This window comes from Mesorhizobium sp. P2_D1 (assembly GCF_056404455.1).
In genome coordinates this window covers 396,305-412,827 of the sequence record NZ_JBFUDZ010000001.1, presented here as the reverse complement: position 1 = coordinate 412,827, position 16,523 = coordinate 396,305, and the positions used below count along the sequence as shown (strand labels likewise).

Below are 16,523 nucleotides of genomic sequence, written 5' to 3'. Positions count from 1 at the left end.
CGGTGAGACAGGTTCTGCGGCCAAACGGCCACTATTTCGCAAAAACGGCCCGGCTAAACCGGTTCAACCCTGGATAAAAGCTGCAGCGGTCAGTTTCCCGGCCGTGGCCGCGGCAGCGGGATGCCGATCTCGGGGGTCTCGGTGATAGCATTCACCGAGGCCGGCAAGCCGGCTGCACCATTGGCCGTGGTGGCGGGAGGCGAAGGCGCTTCTGGTTCAGGCGCCGCGGCCGCGACAGGCACAGCGCCGCCATAATAGGTTGCCACCTCGGCGGACGCCGGCCCCGGCGCGTCGAGCACGGCGCGGCATTCCTTCGGCAAGTTCGCCATCGTCATCAGGTCGCGGGCCTTCGGCGCATCCGGGTTCTTGTTGGGCCGCCAAGGCTCCTTTGTAAACCACCAGGCGAGCGGCTTACCACAGCCATCATCGGCAGGCGTCGCTTCCTGCGCCTTGCAGTTGGGTGAGCCCGGCTGGCAGCCGATGCGCATGTGGAAATGGTAGTCGTGGCCCCAGAACGGCCTGATCTTGCGAAGCCAGTCGCGGTCGCCCTTGACGGTGTCGCAGAGCTTTTTCTTGATGCCGGGATTGACCAGGATGCGTTCGACCTCGGGATAGCTCGCAGCACGCTTCAAAAGCCTCGTATGTGCCGGCGTCCACAAGGCGTCCTTCACCAGATGGGTCTTCTCGTCGACCATCAAAGTGGCGCTGATGCTCTCGCGTTGCGCCATCGACAGCGGAGAGCTGGGCATCGGCGTCAGCCAGATGTCGGCATCGAGGCCGATCTGGTGCGAGGCGTGGCCAGTCATCATCGGGCCGCCGCGCGGCTGCGAAATGTCGCCGATCAGCAGGCCCGGCCAACCATCGGCCGCGGCGTCGCGCGACAGTTTCTCGATCACCGCGATCATCGCCGGATGGCCCCAGCGACGGTTGCGCGACGGCCGCATCACCTCCCAGGTCGGGCCATCCATGGGAATGGCGACGCCGCCGGCAAAACAGCCCTTGGAATAGAAGCCAATGGATTGCGCTGCGGTCGCCGCCGGCAGCTTCTTGGCGCCGAACAGATCCTTCGCCCGTTCCTCGGCCGCTGCCGGCTGCGCGGCGAGCCCCGCCAGCGCGAACAGGCCGAGCGCTGTGGCCAGCAGTGATTTCCTGCCGAGAGATCGCCGCGTCGCTGTTTTCATGAAACCGGATCCCCACCGCAATCCAAGGCCGAATCATAGCACGCTACGCGCGCCGCTTCGATGATTAGCGCTTCATCGGGCTGCGCGGCTCACCATCGCGCCAATCGCCGCTGGCCCACATATGGTCGAAGGCGGCGCGGTAATCCGGAAAGCGCAGGGAATAGCCCGCCGCCTTGATCGCCGCGTTGGCGACACGCTTGTTCTCGCCATAGAAGGAGCGCGCCATGGGCGAAAGTTGGGCGGCGTCGAAGGGAGTTTCGGGCGGCGGTGTGATGCCCATCAGCGCCGCGGCATAGGCGACGACATCCTGTGGCGGCGCCGGCAGGTCGTCGGTGACATTGAAGATGCCGCCGAGATCGCGTTCCGCCAAATGCCAGAGCGCGCCGGCAATGTCATCGCAATGGATGCGGTTGAACACCTGGTCCGGCTTGACCAGCCGCCTTGCGGTGCCGTTTTCCAGATTGACCAGGGCGTTGCGGCCGGGGCCGTAAATGCCCGACAGGCGCAGGATCGCAACCGGCCGGCCGATGTCGCGGCCCAATTCCAGCCAGTCCTGCTCGGCAGCCACGCGCATCACCGAACGCTTCGACACCGGGCGGCATTCGGCCGTTTCATCGACCCAGGCGCCGTCATAATTGCCGTAGACACCGACGGTCGAGAGATAGCCGATCCATGCGAGCGCCGGCATCCCGGCCGCGATCGCCGCGCGGGCGGCATTCAGCACGGGATCACCCGCCTCTTCCGGGCCGACCGAAACCACCAGATGCGTTGTCTTTTCCAGCGCATCGCCGATTTCGCCGGTCAGCGCGCCGTCGAACAGCAGCGGTGCGATGCCGGCCTGCCGCAGCGTCTCGAGGTTATCCGGCGAACGCGTCGTCCCGAAGATCCTGGCGGCACCCTTGTTGGCGCGGGCAAAGGCCTGGCCAGAATAGCCGGCGCCGAAGATGAAGATCTGCTTTTCGCTCATGCATGCACCCTGGTTGGCCGCGCCAGACGCCATTCGTCGCACACGGCCTTGTCGTCCTCGGTTTTCAGGCCGATAGCTGCCCGTTCGGAATATTCGGCATCGGGCACCAGCCGCGCCAGCGCCCATATTGCCGCGCCCCGCACCAGCGGCGAAGCGTCGTCCAGCAAGGCGCGCACGGCGCCGGCAAGTGCTGCATCGCCGGAATTGCCGGCGGCGATCAGCACGTTGCGAACAAAACGATCGCGGCCGATGCGTTTTATCGGCGAACCGGAGAAGAAGGCGCGGAAGGCTGTGTCGTCGAGTTGCAACAGCTGGCCAAGCGGCGGCTCGCGCAAATCGTCGCGCGCGGCAAGCTTTGCCTCTGAAGCCGCCCGGGCGAACTTGTTCCACGGGCAAGCGGCGAGGCAGTCGTCGCAGCCATAGATGCGGTTGCCGATCTTCTCGCGGAATTCATGCGGGATCGGCCCCTTGTTCTCGATGGTGAGATAGGAGATGCAGCGCCGCGCATCGAGGCGGTAGGGTGCCGGGAAAGCATCGGTCGGGCAGGCGTCGAGGCAGGCGCGGCAGGAACCGCAATGGTCGATCTCCGCCCGGTCGGGCACGAGTTCGGCAGTCGTGAAGATGGTGCCAAGAAACAGCCAGGAGCCGTGCTCGCGGCTGACCAGGTTGGTGTGCTTGCCTTGCCAGCCGACCCCGGCGGCCTCGGCCAGCGGCTTTTCCATCACCGGTGCCGTGTCGACGAACACCTTCACGTCGCCGCCGGAACGCGCCACGAGCTTGCCGGCGATTTCCTTCAGCCGGCCCTTCATCACCTCGTGATAGTCGCGGTTCTGCGCATAGACCGAGATCGCGCCACGATCGTGCTTGGCCAGCACGCCGCGCGGATCATGATCGGGGCCGTAATTCATCGCCAGCACGATGATCGAGCGCACTTGCGGCCACAGTGCCGTCGGTTCGCTGCGGCGCTCTAGCGTCTCGGCGATCCAGCCCATCGAACCGTGAAAGCCGTCAGCAACGAATTCGGCCAGGCGGGCCGGCGCCAGCGGGATCGCATCGGGAGTGGTGACGGCGACGGCATCGAAGCCGGCGCGATGCGCCTCTGCGTCGATCAGAGCGCGCAGTTTTGCGGCGTCAGAAGTCGAGGTCCGCATAATGCGACACCGGCGACAGGCCGCGCACCCGGTCGGTCAAAAGCGGCCGGAAGGAGGGCCGCGACTTCACCCGCGTGTACCATTCGCGCGCCGCGGCGTGCTCGCGCCAGTCGATCTCGCCGAGATAGTCGAGCACCGACAGCGTCGCGGCGGCCGCGAGATCGGCATAGGTAACCCTGCTGCCGGCCAGCCAATGGCGGGTGCCGGCGAGCCAGTTGGTGTATTTCATGTGCTGGCGGATGTTGGCGCGGGCGGCGCGGATTGCGCCAGAATCGGGCGAGCCGCCACCCGCCGTTTCCGGCATCACCGGCTTCAGCACGCGTTCGCGCACCAGATGGCGGGTGACCTCGCTTTCGGCCTTGTTGAGATACCAGTCGATCAGTCGGCGGATTTCGGCGCGCTGCATCGGGTCCTCGGCGAACAGCCTCTTGTCGCGCTTCAAGACGCCGCGCGTCTCATCGAGATATTCCGATATGACGGTTGCGCCGACGATCGGCACGTCGCCTTCGGCCAAAAGGATCGGCAGCGTGCCGGCCGGGTTCAGCGCCAGGAACTCCTTGCGCCGGGTCCACGGCTTTTCCTCGATCAGGGCCAGCTCCTCGCCATACTCGCCGAAAGCGAGGCGGACGAACCGGCAGGTGGCGAACATGGGGTGGTGGAAAAGCGTCAGCATGGTTCCGCGATGATAAAGCGCACTGGCGAATCGCCGGTCGCACCGGTAAGTCTTGGCCGCCCGCCTAGCGGGCCGTCAGGGTGTTGCGACCTATAGGGGGACTTGCAGGCCATGACAAGCAAGCCGTTCTGTTAGCCGTCACGCCAATGCCGAGGTAGCCATGGAAAGCCAGACCATCGTCGAAGCCCTGCTACTCGGCCTGCTGGAGGGGCTGACCGAGTTCATACCGGTCTCGTCGACCGGCCATATCCTGCTCGCCGGCCATTTCCTCGGCTTCCATTCGACCGGCAAGGCCTTCGAGATCCTGATCCAGCTCGGCGCCATCCTGGCGATCCTGAGCGTCTATTTCCGCCGCCTGTGGCAAATGCTGCTCGACCTGCCGCATGACCGGCTGACACGGCATTTCGTGATCGGCATCCTGATCGCCTTCCTGCCGGCGGCGATCATCGGCGCGCTGGCGCATGATTTCATCAAGACGGTGCTGTTCGAATCGCCAAGGCTGATCTGCATCATGCTGATCATCGGCGGCGTCGTGCTGTTGGTGGTGGACCGCATGAACCTCAAGCCGGTCTACCGCGACGTCGAGCGCTTCCCGACCCGGCTTTACCTGCAGATCGGCCTTTTCCAGTGCCTGTCGCTGATCCCCGGCACATCGCGTTCGGGATCGACGATCGTCGGCGCGCTGCTCTTGGGCGTCGACAAGCGGGCGGCGGCGGAATTTTCGTTCTTCCTCGCCATTCCGACGATGGTCGGCGCCTTCGCCTTCGACCTGTTCAAGAACCGCAACGTGCTGAGCAGTGCCGACCTGCCGATCATCGCCATCGGCTTCGTCGCCGCCTTCGTCACGGCGCTCATCGTCGTGCGCTTCCTGCTCGATTACGTCTCGCGCAACGGCTACTCGCTGTTCGGCTGGTGGCGGCTGGTGGTTGGCATTGTCGGGTTGGTGGCGTTGATGATCTGGGGGTGAGGCGTGGTCCGAGAAGCGGACGGAAAGCCAATTGCTTGGCCTTCCGAACGACGAACGCCGTGAGCCTGCGAAGGGCGAGCACCGCTCCTCTCAGTTCCTTCCATAAAACGCATTCTCCACATGCACCGGCCAGCGCCAGGGCAGCACCGCGACCATGTCGAAACGCATCGACAGCCTGCCATAGTCGGACTGGCGCGACAGCCAGATGTCGGCCGCCGCCTCGATGCGGCGCTCCGATTCATGGCCGATCGCCTCCATGGCTTCGATCAGCGTGCGGCGTGCCTTGACCTCGACGAACAGGACCAGATCGCCGCGCCGCGCGATCAGGTCGATCTCGCCGAAGCGGGTACGGTGGCGGCGCGCCAGAATCCGGTAGCCCTTGAACATCAGCGCTGCCGCCGCCAGCCATTCGCCGCGATGGCCGCGCCGATAGGCTTTTTGGCGGCCTGCGCTCGGGCGCTCAGCCACCACTCTCTCCGGCAGCATCCCTAAGTTCGAGCAGCCGCCGATAGAGCGCCTGTTTCTGGCCGCCGGTCATTTTCGCGGCTTCAGCGGCCGCCTTGGAGGCCGGCATTTCGGCGGCGAGCGACAACAGCAGGCGATCGATGTCTTCAGGCTCGTCGGCTTTGGCCTCGGCGGGACCGACGCAGACGACGATCTCGCCCTTCGGCGTATCGGCCGCCGCATAATGGTCGGCCAGCACTTGCAGCGTGCCGGTGCGGACCTCCTCGAAGGTCTTGGTCAGCTCGCGGCCAATCGCCGCCTTTCGCTCGCCGCCGAGGGCCTCGACCATGGCGCCGAGGGATTCGGCCAGCCGGCGCGGCGATTCGAAGAAGATCAGCGTCGCCGGCACGGCTTTCAGGGCTTCGAGCCGCGTCAGCCGCTGCCCAGTCTTGACCGGCAAAAAGCCGGCGAACAGGAAGGCGTCCGACGGCAGGCCGGATGCGGTCAGCGCGGCAAGCGGCGCCGACGGGCCGGGGATCGGCACGACGCGGATGCCATGGTCGAGCGCCTCGCCGACCAGCCGGTAGCCGGGATCGGACACCAGTGGCGTGCCGGCATCGGAAATCAGCGCCACGCTCTGTCCGGCCTGAAGTGCCGCGATCAGCTTGGGTCCGGCCTCGCCGGCATTGTGCTCATGATAGGCCGTGGTGCGGCGGCGGATGCCGTAGCGGTCGAGCAGCACGCGCGACACCCGCGTGTCTTCGCAGGCGACGATGTCGGCGGCGGCCAGCGTTTCCAGCGCGCGCAGCGTGATGTCGGCGAGATTGCCGATCGGCGTCGCCACCAGATAGAGCGCCGCCTCGAGCGGCCGGGCCGCGATCTCGGTCTGCCCGACCACATAGCTGCGCTTGCCCGTTTCGCCGGTCACCGATGCATCTCCATTCGAACCCTGTTTGGCACGGCTGACGCCGGGTTGCAAAAGCTCACGCTGGGTCCGCCTGCCATTCCTTTGCCACAGTAGGGAACGAAACCGGGTTCAGCAGATTTATCCCCTGATTCCGGAGGAGGAGGACAGGATGGACAGCCTAAAAATACAGGACGCTTTCGAACCCTATTATGCCGGCCGCAAGCGCGTTGCCGCAGCCAGGGACAAGCGCCTGCCTGCCAAGACCGACACCAGCCTGACCAAGCGGACCACGAGCGCCTTGCCGACGAATGTCAGGCTTTCCGACAACAAACCAGACAGCACGACGGAGCACTGACCGAACGATGCCCAATCGCTTCGATATCTTCATCACCCGTCTTGAAACGAAAAACGCCCGTAACGGCGTGCCGCTATCCCAAGTAGGCGACCAGCATCGCGCCCGCCGCGACAAGGACGACGCCAAGCCGGTTCGCTCCGGAGAGTCGCACGCCGAGAAGGACCGCGCCAAACACCGCCACAAGCACGACGCCTAGCGCAACTGGTTGTGACGGTTCAGAATTCTGCCGTCGCATGCCTCGGCAGGTGTTGCGGCATGGATCCTCGGGTCAAGCCCGAGGATGACGAAGCGTGGTTCCGGCCACCTCATCAGCCGAGGTATCGCGGGACCTTCGCCTCGAGAAGCTGGACCAACACAGGATCCATGAATTGATCGTCGTCGGGAATGTCGAGGCATATAACCCTGGCCTTCTTCAGGCTGGCCTTGAATTTCTTCTGCAATTTGGCGCGGTGCGCCTTTTCCATGACGAAGATGATGTCGGCCCAGGCGACGAGTTCATGCGTCAGCGGCGTGTCGGCATCGTGGTTTGTCCCGGCCGACGCAACCTCGATGTCCCGCCGTTTGGAAAACACCTGCTCGGCAGTCGGGCTGCGCAAGCGGTTCTGGCTGCAGACGAAGAGGACGTTTTTCAAGGATTACTCATCCCAGATCTCACGCAGATTTTTGCTCATAGGGATGTACTGATCAAACGTAAGCCCGTTCAAATCAAACTCTACCAAATTATCCTTGGCAATCCCTCGAAGCTTACTTCCGATATGCGTTATGAAACTAAGAATAACGTTAAATTCGCTCAAGTGGGTCAATTTTAATTTGGATGTGACCTTCATGTTTCTGATGAAGATCGCCTCAGCCTCAAAGAGATCGTCGTGTTCCGGAGATCTCGATATCTCGGTTAATCCAAACTCGAACACATCATCCGTGTTCAATGTCCGCAGCGTCTCGTGGATCAGGAACTTCATGGCAGACCCCATATTGGATGCGGCGCGACGCCTCCGGCTAAGCAAGCCGAACGTCTAACATCCTAGTTCGAGTGGATAAATCGTCCACCACAGTCCAGCCATTTGGCCTTGGCTATCGCGCCAGATCCGCCACCACGGCATCGAGCACGATCATGCCGGCCGGTGTAGCGCGGAGCCGGGCGTTGCCGATCGGCGCCACCAGCCCCTCGCCCTGCAGCACCGCCAACCGTGCGCTCGACAGGCCGCGCCCGGAGAACGCCTCGTAGCGGGAGAGATCGATGCCTTCGGCCAGCCGCAGGCCCATCAGCAGGAACTCGTCGGCCTCCTCGGAGCGCGTCAGGATCTCGCCGCCGGTGACGCCATGGCCCTTGGCTTCGACCAGATTGGCCCAGGTTTCCGGCATCCGCTCGGCGATCGTCACCGTGCGGCGGCCGTTTTCAACAAAGCGGCCATGCGCGCCGGGTCCGACACCGACATATTCGCCATAGCGCCAATAAGTCAGATTGTGCCGGCTTTCGGCGCCAGGCCTGGCGTGGTTCGAAATCTCGTAGGCCGGCAGACCGTGCGCCGTGGTGATCTCCTGCGTCAGCGCATAGAGGTCGGCGGCCTGGTCATTGTCGGGGATGATGAATTTCTTTGCCGCATGCAGCGCATGGAAAGGCGTGCCTTCCTCGATGGTCAGCTGGTAGAGCGACAGATGATCCGCGGCATGGCCGATCGCCTGTTCGAGCTCGGCCTGCCAGGCTTCCGGTGTCTGGCCGGGCCGGGCATAGATCAGGTCGAAGGACAGCCGCGGAAATATCTCGCGCGCCAGGCCGATGGCGTGCAGCGCTTCCTCGACATTGTGCAGCCGGCCGAGGAAGCGCAAATCCTTGTCGTTCAACGCCTGCACGCCGAGCGAGACGCGGTTGACGCCTGCTGCCCGATAGCCGCGAAACCGTTCCGCCTCGACCGAGGATGGATTGGCCTCCAGCGTCACCTCGATGCCATCGGGCACCGTCCAGTTCTTCGCGACGGCGTCCAGAACCCTGGCCACGGTTTCCGGCTTCATCAGAGACGGCGTGCCGCCGCCGAGAAAAATGCTGGTCACCTCGCGCGGCCCGGTGCGCCGGCGCATGGTCTCGAGCTCCGCCTCGAAAGCGCTGGCAAAGCGTTCCTGGTCGACCGGCTGGTGGCGGACATGGCTGTTGAAGTCGCAATAAGGGCATTTGGCCGCGCAGAACGGCCAATGGATGTAGACGCCAAAACCGGGCGCCCGGTCGAGCAGCATGCTCATGCCGAGCCCAATCTCGCTTTGGCGAATTTCTGGAAAGCGCGGGCGCGGTGCGACAGCGCCGTCGGCTCGCCGGGCTTCCAGCCATGTTTTTCCTCGGCGCTCATCTCGCCGAAGGTCTTTTCAAAGCCGTTGGGCAGGAACACCGGGTCGTAGCCGAAGCCGAGGTCGCCGCGCGGCGGCCAGACCAGCGTGCCTTCGGCCTCGCCGCGATAATATTCGGCGTCACCGTCGGGAAAGGCCAGGCAGATGACGGCGACAAAGCGCCCCTTGCGCTGTTCCGGCAAGGCGGCGCCGACTTCCTGCAGCGCCACTTCGGTGCGCTGCATGGCCATGGCGAAATCGCGCGAACCATCAGGGGTTTCGGCCCAGTTGGCGGTGTAGACGCCGGGCGCGCCGTCGAGCGCGTCGACGCACAGGCCGGAATCATCCGACAGCGCCGGCAGGCCGGTGGCCTGGGCGGCGGCAAATGCCTTGATGTACGCGTTCTCCTCGAAGGTGGTGCCGGTCTCGTCCGGCTCCGGCAGGCCATAGTCCTTGGCCGATTTCGCTTCGAAGCCGAACGGCCCCATCAGGTCGGCGAACTCGCGCAGCTTGCCGGCATTGTGGCTGGCGACGACGATCTTTTTTCCATCGAGCGAGTGAATGGTTGGCGAATGCATCATATGCCCCAGATCCGTGGCTCGGCGAATTCGATCGAATTGCCCGAGGGGTCGCGTATATAGATCGAACGCCCGCCTTGCGGCCATTCAAATTCGCTTTCGATGGCGATCTTCTTCGCCTCGAGATGCGCTTTCCAGCGCTCGATCTCGTCGGCGCTGGCCGCAAAACAGAGATGACCCTCGCCGACCGCACCGTGCGGCGGCACTTTCAGTCTCGCATCGGGCGCGGGCGGCACTTTTGTCGCCTCGGCGTTGAAGATGAGCAACACGCCGGAGCCGCAGCGGAAGAAGAGGTGCCTGCCGTCGACCTTGCCGAGCAGGTCGAGGCCGAGGATATCGGTGTAGAACTTCTCAGCAGCGTCAAGGTCGGTGACGTAGAGGGCTGATTCAAGGATGGCGGAAGGAATCACGAGGCACCCCCCTCTGCCCTACCGGGCATCTCCCCTGCAAGGGGGGAGATTGGAAGCGTCAACGCCGGCTCGCAGCTTGCAACGTTGGTGGTTGGCGAAACCCAGGACCACAGCCGATCTCCCCCCTTGCGGGGGAGATGGCCGGCAGGCCGGAGGGGGGTGGGAAGGATCGCCAACCTCATCAATACAAACCAGGCCTAAACCACCGCCATCTGCTGCAGGCTGATCAGGCGCTGGATGCCTTTCTTGGCCAGGCCCATCAGGTCGGCGAACTGGTCCTCGGAAAAGGGCTCGCCCTCGGCGGTGCCCTGGATCTCGACGATGCCGCCCTTGCCGGTCATGACGAAATTGGCGTCGGTGCCGGCCGAGGAATCTTCGAGATAATCGAGGTCGATGACCGGCTGGCCGTCATGGATGCCGCAGGAAATCGCCGCGACATGGTCCTTCAGCACCTTGGCGACGCTGGCCATCTGGCGGGCTTCCATCCAGCGCAGGCAATCATACAGCGCCACCCAGCCGCCGGTGATCGAGGCCGTGCGGGTGCCCCCATCGGCCTGGATGACGTCGCAGTCGACGGTGATCTGCTGCTCGCCCAGCGCCTGCAGGTCGACCACGGCGCGCAAGGAGCGGCCGATCAGCCGCTGTATTTCCAGCGTGCGGCCGCCCTGCTTGCCGGCGGAAGCCTCGCGGCGCATGCGCTCGCCCGTCGAGCGCGGCAGCATGCCGTATTCCGCCGTGACCCAGCCCTTGCCGGAATTGCGCATCCAGCCCGGCACCTTCTCCTCGAGGCTGGCGGTGCACAGGACATGGGTGTCGCCGAACTTCACCAGGCATGAGCCTTCGGCATGCTTGGAGACGCCGCGCTCAAAGGAGATGGCGCGCATTTCGTCGAATTGGCGTTTGGAGGGGCGCATTCAGGCTTCTTTCCCGTCATTTTTCGGATTCTTGGCCGGCTTGTAACCACATGGGGCGCGTGGCGCAAAGGAAAATGGCCGGTGATCTGACTTCAGACACCTGGGTTGCGCGGACCATGGTGAAGTCTATATCCTTGGGCCGGAGGTTTTTGGCGCAATGACCAAGGCAGTTGCCGAACCCAGTCTGCTGTCGCCTGCGCTGCAGTCGCTCGACATGCGTTCGCGCGACATCTTCCGGCGCATCGTCGATTCCTACCTGAAGGACGGCGAACCCGTGGGATCACGCAGCCTGTCGCGCATCCTGCCGTCCTCACTGTCGCCCGCCACCATCCGCAACGTGATGAGCGACCTCGAGCATCTCGGCCTGATCTATGCCCCCCACATTTCCGCCGGCCGGTTGCCGACGCAGGCCGGCCTGCGCTTCTTCGTCGATGCCTTCATGGAACTCGGCGACCTCTCCGACGAGGAGCGCCGCACCATCGAGGCGCAGGTGCGCGCGTCCGGCTCGGGTGCGACGCTGGAACACATGCTGACCGAGGCCAGCCAGATGCTGTCGGGCATGTCGCGAGGCGCCGGCCTGGTGCTGGCCGCCAAGAACGAGGTGGCACTGAAGCACATCGAATTCATCCAGCTCGAGCCGACCAAGGCGCTGGCGGTGCTGGTGTCGCAAAACGGCGACGTCGAAAACCGCGTCGTCGAGTTGCCGGCCGGCATCACCGTCTCGCAGTTGCATGAAGCCTCGAATTTCCTCAACGCCCATATTCGCGGCCGCACGCTGGCCGAGGCGCGGATCGAGATTGCCCGCATCAAGGAGGAGACCAGGGCCGCGCTCGACACGCTGTCGCAAGACTTGGTCGAGAAGGGGCTGGCGGTGTGGGCCGGCGCCGAGAGCGGCCTGCCGGCGCGGCTCATCGTGCGTGGCCGCGCCAACCTGCTCGAAAACGTCACCGCCCAGGCCGACATCGAACTGTTGCGTCACCTGTTCGAGGACATGGAGACGCAGGATGGGCTGATCCAGCTGCTTGACCTGGCCGAACAGGGATCGGGCGTGCGCATCTTCATCGGTTCGGAAAACAAGCTGTTTTCGCTGTCGGGCTCGTCGCTGGTCGTCGCGCCCTATCGCGACAAGGACGCCCGCGTCGTCGGCGCACTGGGCGTCATCGGCCCGACCCGGCTCAACTATGCCCGCATCGTGCCAATGGTCGACTATACGGCGCAGCTGATTTCCCGCATGCTGCGTTGAACTGGGTAACCGAGGAGACGACGATGGCGCTCGAAGAATTCAAGGCCCGGATCAGTCTGTTGCTCGAAGAAATGGTCAACCAGCCGGAGGACCAGCACGAAATCCAGGAGCAGTTGCGCGAGAAACTGCAGGAAATGCGCGCCATGGGCCTGCCGCTGCCGGCCGATCTCGTCGCGCTGGAAAAGCGCCTCGACGACGATTTCTGCGCCGCCGGCACCTGAGGCTGGAGACCGTTTCACCTCAACTCATCATGTGAGGCGGAACCGAGGAACAAACAGGCCGTTGATTCCTTCGCGACAAGGTGGAGGACGAAATGATCCGATTGGCCGGGCTGGCGTTTCCCGCCGCACTGTTTCTCACGACCGCGGCATTGGCCCAGCAGGCAGAGCAGCCAGTGCTGAAAGGCGCGGCCGCCTTCGGCGACTGGCGTGCCGACAGGCCGGGGGTGCGCCGCCTGATCAAGCCGCAAGATCTGCCCAGGCCTTACGTCACTAAATCCGCCTCAAACGGCGCCGGCCTCGCCGACAGGCCGGCGGACGCCGAGCCGATCTTGCCACCGGGCTTTTCGGCCGAGCTGATCGCGTCGGGCATCGACAATCCGCGCGTCGTGCGCACCGCGCCAAATGGCGACCTGTTCGTCACCGACAGCGAAGCCAACCAGATCCGCGTCTATCGCCTTGCCGAGGGCAGCGCGAAGCCGGCGAAGGACGGCATATTTGCCGGCGATCTCAACCAGCCCTACGGCATCGCCTTCTACCCGCCGGGCAAGGACCCGCAATGGGTTTATGTCGCCAATAGTGACAGCATCGTGCGCTTTGCCTATCGCGATGGTGACCTGAAGGCGGCCAGTGATCCGGAAACCATCGTCGAAAACATCCCTGCCAATCATCACTGGACCCGCGACATCGTCTTCTCGCCGGACGGCAAAACGCTCTATCTGTCGGTCGGCTCGGGATCGAACGTCGCCGAGAACATGGCAAAGGAGCCGGATGGCGGCCTCGACGCCTGGACGAAGTCGCAGCCGCTGGGTGCTGCTTGGGGGTCCGAGGACGGCCGTGCCGACGTGCTGGCCTTCGACCCCGACGGCAAGAATGGCCGCATCGTCGCCACCGGCTTGCGCAACTGTTCGGGCATGACGGTCCAGCCGGCGACCGGGGCGCTGTGGTGCGTCGTCAACGAGCGCGATGCACTCGGCGACAATGTGCCGTCCGAATATGCGACTGTGGTCAAGGACGGCGCTTTCTATGGCTGGCCCTGGTATTACATCGGCAACAACGAGGATCCACGCCACAAGGGCGAGCGCCCCGATCTTGCCGGCAAGGCGACCATTCCCGATGTGCTGATGCAGGCGCACTCGGCGCCGCTCAACATCGCCTTCTACGACAGAAAGGACTTGGCCCTCGGTTCCGGCTTTCCGGCCGAATACAAAGGCGATGCCTTTGTCGCCTTGCACGGTTCATGGAATCGCGGCAACCGAACCGGGTACAAGGTGGTGAGGTTGCTGTTCAAGGACGGCAAGCCGACCGGCGAGTACGAGGACTTCATCACCGGCTTCGTCGTCTCCAACGGCGAGGTGTGGGGACGACCGGTCGGCGTCGCGGTGGCCCGGGACGGCGCGCTGATCGTGACCGAGGACGGCAACGGAACCATCTGGCGCGTCACCTATAGTGGCGGCCGTTCCTGACAGCATGGTCGCACGCCGGCGTGGTGCAATCGAATCCGGCTTCAGGGAATTCCCGCATGGCTGACCTTGTGCCATAAGGCGTCGTTGCAACAGCGTCGCGCAAGGCCGCAACCATGACCCTTACCGGCTTCCTCGCCTACAGTGCCGCCCTCGGCATCGCCGCCGCCATTCCCGGCCCCGGCGTCACCGCGCTCGTCGCGCGGGCGCTCGGCTCAGGCTTCCGTTCGTCGCTGGCCATGTCCTTTGGCCTGATGCTTGGCGACCTCACCTATCTGACCGCCGTGGTGCTGGGCCTCGCCTTCGTCGCGCAGACCTTCGGCATGGTGTTTCTCGCCATCAAATGGCTTGGTGTCGCTTACCTCGCCTTCCTGGGCTGGCGCTTCTGGATCAGCGGCATCACGCCCGAAACGGTCGAGGCGAAGAAGGGCAAGGGCGGGCTGGTTTCGAGCTTCCTCGCCGGCCTCACCGTCACGCTCGGCAACCCGAAGACGATGATCTTCTACCTCGCCATCACGCCGACCATCGTCGACTTGAGGACCATCACGCTGGCCGACTACGGCATTCTCGTCGCGCTGACGATCGTCGTGCTTTTGGTGGTGCTGGTGCCCTACCTGACGCTGGCGGCCAAGGCGCGCTGGTTCCTGAAATCGCCGCGCGCGCTCAAGGCGCTCAACCGCACCGCCGCCGGCTTCATGGTCGGCGCCGCGGCGGCGATTGCCGCCCGTCAGTAGGCTCCTTTCGGCCAAATCATTCCAGGGACAGGCTTCTCCGGGAAACGCTTTTCCGGGAGCCCTATGTTTTAGACATGGGTCCCACTCGATATTTTCGGCCGACAGTCTATCTTGCGCGACCGAAGGTCCTATCTTGGCGGTTGCAGTGCCACTTGCCTGAAGTCCTCCACTTGCCTGAAGTTCTGGGAGCGAAACCAATGAACAAGCCCGTCACCCCTGCCCGCGTGCCCGGTCGCGGCCGCGTCTACGATTCCATCACCGACACGATCGGCGACACGCCGCTGGTGCGGCTCAACAAATTCGCCAAGGAAAAGGGCATCGTCGCCAATCTCATCGCCAAGCTCGAATTCTTCAATCCGATCGCCTCGGTCAAGGACCGCATCGGCGTGGCGATGATCGAGTCGCTGGAGGCCGCCGGCAAGATTTCTCCCGGCAAGACCACGCTGATCGAGCCGACCTCCGGCAACACCGGCATCGCGCTTGCCTTCGCCGCGGCCGCCAAGGGTTACAAGCTGATCCTGACGATGCCGGAAACGATGTCTATCGAGCGCAGGAAAATGCTGGCGCTGCTCGGCGCCGAGCTGGTGCTGACCGAAGGTCCGAAAGGCATGAAGGGCGCCATTGCCAAGGCCGACGAACTTGCGGCGACGATCCCCAATGCGATCATCCCGCAGCAGTTCGAAAACCCGGCCAACCCGGAAATCCATCGCACGACGACGGCCGAGGAAATCTGGAACGACACGCATGGCGAGGTCGATATCTTCGTCGCAGGCATCGGCACCGGCGGCACCATCACCGGTGTCGGCCAAGTGCTGAAGAAGCGCAAGCCCTCGGTGCATGTCGTTGCCGTCGAGCCGGAATCCTCACCGGTGCTGTCGGGTGGCCAGCCCGGCCCGCACAAGATCCAGGGCATCGGCGCCGGATTTGCGCCAAAAATCCTCGACACCACGATCTATGACGAGATCGTCAAGGTCTCGAACGAGGATTCGGTCGCCAATGCCCGCCTCGTCGCCCGCCTCGAAGGCGTGCCGGTCGGCATCTCGTCGGGCGCCGCCCTGCAGGCGGCAATCGTCGTCGGCTCGCGGCCGGAGAACAAGGGCAAGAACCTCGTCGTGGTCATCCCGTCCTTCGCTGAACGCTATCTGTCGACGATCCTGTTCGAGGGGTTGGGGGCGTAGGGTCTCGCTATCTCGAGATAGAACCGGCGCGATCCTTCGCGCCGACATCAAAGGGTTCTGCACCGTTCGGCCTGGACCGCTGGAAAAACCTCTGGTGGCGGCCGGCACCGGCTTGAGCAGAACCTGCTTCCCGTGCAAATCGTCACCGGCCTGCTTAGCGCGCAGGCCGGGGAGAAATTTCATGTACAAGCTTTATACCCGTCCGGGCAGCGGCGGCTTCGTCGTTGAGGCGGCACTGGCGCTGGCGAACGCGCCGTTCGAGCAGATCGACGTGCCGAAGACGGACAGGCCCGATCCGGCATTTGTCGAAATCAGTCCCCTGAACCAGGTTCCGGCGCTGACCTTGCCGGACGGCAGCTCGATGACCGAGTCGGCGGCGATCTGCATCCTCCTTGCCGAGCGTCACCCCGATGCCGGCCTGGCGCCGGCGGTCAACGCGCCGGCCCGCGCTGACTTCCTGCGCTGGATGGCCTTCATGTCGTCCGTGCTCTATCCGGCAATCCTGCGGCTCTACTACGCCCATCGCTATACGACCGATGCCGAAGGCACGAAGGCCGTCAAGCAAGCGGCCATCGCCGAAATGGATCGCGGCTTCGCCGTCCTCGATGCGGCGCTCAAGGGCCGCGACTGGCTGGTGGGCGACCGCATGTCCGTGGCCGACATCTACCTCGTCATGCTAGTGGCCTGGCATCCCGACCCCGACAGGGCTCGCGCGGCGTGGCCGAATGTCGAACGCCTGTGGGCCGGACTGCGCGAACATCCGGTGATGAAGACGCTCAACACGTCCCATGAGATGTGGCCGGCCTGAACGACTGCCGACGGCG

Annotated in this window: 20 protein-coding genes and 1 pseudogene; 8 read left to right on the top strand and 13 right to left on the bottom strand. The window is 64.3% G+C overall.

Features of this window, described 5'->3' with window-relative positions:
- Positions 1-89 precede the first annotated feature (89 nt).
- The 4 genes from mepA to AC1D0I_RS02045 all read right to left on the bottom strand — a co-directional run bounded on the left by mepA (position 90) and on the right by AC1D0I_RS02045 (position 3,972).
- A complete protein-coding gene (gene mepA / locus AC1D0I_RS02060) occupies positions 90-1,181 on the bottom strand; it encodes a penicillin-insensitive murein endopeptidase (protein WP_477392746.1) in 1,092 nt (363 codons plus the stop codon).
- 64 nt (positions 1,182-1,245) lie between these two features.
- Positions 1,246-2,148: an SDR family oxidoreductase gene (locus AC1D0I_RS02055; protein ID WP_477392744.1), complete on the bottom strand. Its 903-nt coding sequence runs from the start codon at positions 2,146-2,148 to the stop codon at positions 1,246-1,248.
- The gene (queG, locus tag AC1D0I_RS02050; protein WP_477392742.1) at positions 2,145-3,299 is read right to left on the bottom strand and encodes a tRNA epoxyqueuosine(34) reductase QueG; all 1,155 of its coding nucleotides are present in this window, start codon (positions 3,297-3,299) and stop codon (positions 2,145-2,147) included. The genes AC1D0I_RS02055 and queG overlap by 4 nt, the downstream gene beginning before the upstream one ends.
- On the bottom strand, positions 3,280-3,972 hold the full coding sequence (locus AC1D0I_RS02045; protein ID WP_109667600.1) for a glutathione S-transferase family protein: 693 nt from the start codon (positions 3,970-3,972) through the stop codon (positions 3,280-3,282). The genes queG and AC1D0I_RS02045 overlap by 20 nt, the downstream gene beginning before the upstream one ends.
- A gap of 160 nt (positions 3,973-4,132) precedes the next feature.
- On the opposite strand from AC1D0I_RS02045, the gene AC1D0I_RS02040 reads away from it, so the two are divergent.
- On the top strand, positions 4,133-4,939 hold the full coding sequence (locus AC1D0I_RS02040) for an undecaprenyl-diphosphate phosphatase (RefSeq protein ID WP_477305639.1): 807 nt from the start codon (positions 4,133-4,135) through the stop codon (positions 4,937-4,939).
- A 90-nt stretch (positions 4,940-5,029) separates the two neighbouring features.
- On the opposite strand, the gene AC1D0I_RS02035 is transcribed toward AC1D0I_RS02040, so the two are convergent.
- Positions 5,030-5,407: a YraN family protein gene (locus AC1D0I_RS02035; RefSeq protein WP_477392740.1), complete on the bottom strand. Its 378-nt coding sequence runs from the start codon at positions 5,405-5,407 to the stop codon at positions 5,030-5,032.
- Positions 5,400-6,311, bottom strand: coding sequence for a 16S rRNA (cytidine(1402)-2'-O)-methyltransferase (rsmI, locus tag AC1D0I_RS02030; protein ID WP_477392739.1), 912 nt, complete (start codon positions 6,309-6,311; stop codon positions 5,400-5,402). The genes AC1D0I_RS02035 and rsmI overlap by 8 nt, the downstream gene beginning before the upstream one ends.
- 148 nt (positions 6,312-6,459) lie before the next feature.
- On the opposite strand from rsmI, the gene AC1D0I_RS02025 reads away from it, so the two are divergent.
- A complete protein-coding gene (locus tag AC1D0I_RS02025; RefSeq protein WP_095083758.1) occupies positions 6,460-6,645 on the top strand; it encodes a hypothetical protein in 186 nt (61 codons plus the stop codon).
- Positions 6,646-6,718: 73 nt separating this feature from the next.
- On the opposite strand, the pseudogene AC1D0I_RS02020 reads toward AC1D0I_RS02025, so the two are convergent.
- From AC1D0I_RS02020 to rph, 7 genes and pseudogenes are all read right to left on the bottom strand, one after another.
- Positions 6,719-6,844: pseudogene (locus tag AC1D0I_RS02020) on the bottom strand (EamA family transporter); the annotation flags it as partial.
- 109 nt (positions 6,845-6,953) lie between these two features.
- On the bottom strand, positions 6,954-7,277 hold the full coding sequence (locus AC1D0I_RS02015) for a low molecular weight protein tyrosine phosphatase family protein (protein ID WP_477392737.1): 324 nt from the start codon (positions 7,275-7,277) through the stop codon (positions 6,954-6,956).
- Positions 7,278-7,280: 3 nt separating this feature from the next.
- The gene (locus AC1D0I_RS02010; protein WP_477392735.1) at positions 7,281-7,604 is read right to left on the bottom strand and encodes a hypothetical protein; all 324 of its coding nucleotides are present in this window, start codon (positions 7,602-7,604) and stop codon (positions 7,281-7,283) included.
- Between the two features lie 112 nt (positions 7,605-7,716).
- Positions 7,717-8,880: a radical SAM family heme chaperone HemW gene (gene hemW, locus AC1D0I_RS02005; protein WP_477392733.1), complete on the bottom strand. Its 1,164-nt coding sequence runs from the start codon at positions 8,878-8,880 to the stop codon at positions 7,717-7,719.
- Positions 8,877-9,524: an RdgB/HAM1 family non-canonical purine NTP pyrophosphatase gene (gene rdgB, locus AC1D0I_RS02000; RefSeq protein ID WP_477392835.1), complete on the bottom strand. Its 648-nt coding sequence runs from the start codon at positions 9,522-9,524 to the stop codon at positions 8,877-8,879. The genes hemW and rdgB overlap by 4 nt, the downstream gene beginning before the upstream one ends.
- Positions 9,525-9,538: 14 nt before the next feature.
- Positions 9,539-9,949 (bottom strand): VOC family protein, encoded by a 411-nt coding sequence (locus AC1D0I_RS01995; protein WP_477392731.1) that lies wholly within the window; start codon positions 9,947-9,949, stop codon positions 9,539-9,541.
- Between the two features lie 197 nt (positions 9,950-10,146).
- A complete protein-coding gene (gene rph / locus AC1D0I_RS01990) occupies positions 10,147-10,863 on the bottom strand; it encodes a ribonuclease PH (protein WP_477392729.1) in 717 nt (238 codons plus the stop codon).
- Between the two features lie 157 nt (positions 10,864-11,020).
- Between rph and hrcA the strand changes: the two genes are divergently transcribed.
- The 6 genes from hrcA to AC1D0I_RS01960 all read left to right on the top strand — a co-directional run bounded on the left by hrcA (position 11,021) and on the right by AC1D0I_RS01960 (position 16,507).
- Positions 11,021-12,106, top strand: coding sequence for a heat-inducible transcriptional repressor HrcA (gene hrcA / locus AC1D0I_RS01985; protein WP_095083770.1), 1,086 nt, complete (start codon positions 11,021-11,023; stop codon positions 12,104-12,106).
- A gap of 23 nt (positions 12,107-12,129) precedes the next feature.
- Positions 12,130-12,327 (top strand): hypothetical protein, encoded by a 198-nt coding sequence (locus AC1D0I_RS01980; RefSeq protein WP_477392727.1) that lies wholly within the window; start codon positions 12,130-12,132, stop codon positions 12,325-12,327.
- A gap of 92 nt (positions 12,328-12,419) precedes the next feature.
- Entirely contained in the window at positions 12,420-13,790 is a 1,371-nt protein-coding gene (locus tag AC1D0I_RS01975; RefSeq protein ID WP_477392725.1) for a PQQ-dependent sugar dehydrogenase, read from the top strand.
- A gap of 113 nt (positions 13,791-13,903) precedes the next feature.
- A complete protein-coding gene (locus tag AC1D0I_RS01970) occupies positions 13,904-14,521 on the top strand; it encodes a LysE family translocator (RefSeq protein ID WP_477392723.1) in 618 nt (205 codons plus the stop codon).
- Positions 14,522-14,718: 197 nt separating this feature from the next.
- Positions 14,719-15,699: a cysteine synthase A gene (cysK, locus tag AC1D0I_RS01965; RefSeq protein WP_477392721.1), complete on the top strand. Its 981-nt coding sequence runs from the start codon at positions 14,719-14,721 to the stop codon at positions 15,697-15,699.
- 181 nt (positions 15,700-15,880) lie between these two features.
- Positions 15,881-16,507 carry a glutathione S-transferase family protein gene (locus AC1D0I_RS01960; RefSeq protein ID WP_477392719.1) on the top strand — a complete coding sequence of 209 codons (627 nt, stop codon included), beginning with the start codon at positions 15,881-15,883 and terminating at the stop codon, positions 16,505-16,507.
- Positions 16,508-16,523 lie beyond the last annotated feature (16 nt).